The organism is Herbaspirillum lusitanum P6-12 (assembly GCF_000256565.1).
Taxonomy (GTDB): domain Bacteria; phylum Pseudomonadota; class Gammaproteobacteria; order Burkholderiales; family Burkholderiaceae_D; genus Herbaspirillum; species Herbaspirillum lusitanum.
In genome coordinates this window covers 1-303 of the sequence record NZ_AJHH01000797.1, presented here as the reverse complement: position 1 = coordinate 303, position 303 = coordinate 1, and the positions used below count along the sequence as shown (strand labels likewise).

Sequence of the window (303 nt, the reverse complement as noted above, 5' to 3'; positions counted from 1 at the left end):
GCCTTGTTGCGCGAAGGCTTCCACCAGCGCCGCAGGCCGCGCGTCAGTCCCTCGATGGCGGCCTTGGCGGTCATGTACAGCGCCAGGCCGGGCAGCGCCAGGTGCCACGAGATCGAGCCGAAATTCAGGATCACGCCGCGTCCCCTCTCGCGCATGCCGGGCGTGACTGCCTGTGCGCAAAAGAACTGATGGCGCAGGTTGACCGCCATGCGTTCATCCCAATAGGCCGGCGTCACCTCGGCGACCTTGTGGCGATCGTCATTGGCGGCGTTGTTGATGAGGATGTCGACGGCGCCGGCGATT

General features: G+C 66.0%; 1 protein-coding gene. It reads right to left on the bottom strand.

What is annotated here, in order from left to right; translation table 11 throughout:
- On the bottom strand, window positions 1-303 hold a 303-nt coding region (locus tag HLUSI_RS0125665; RefSeq protein ID WP_016836651.1), incomplete at both ends, for an SDR family NAD(P)-dependent oxidoreductase.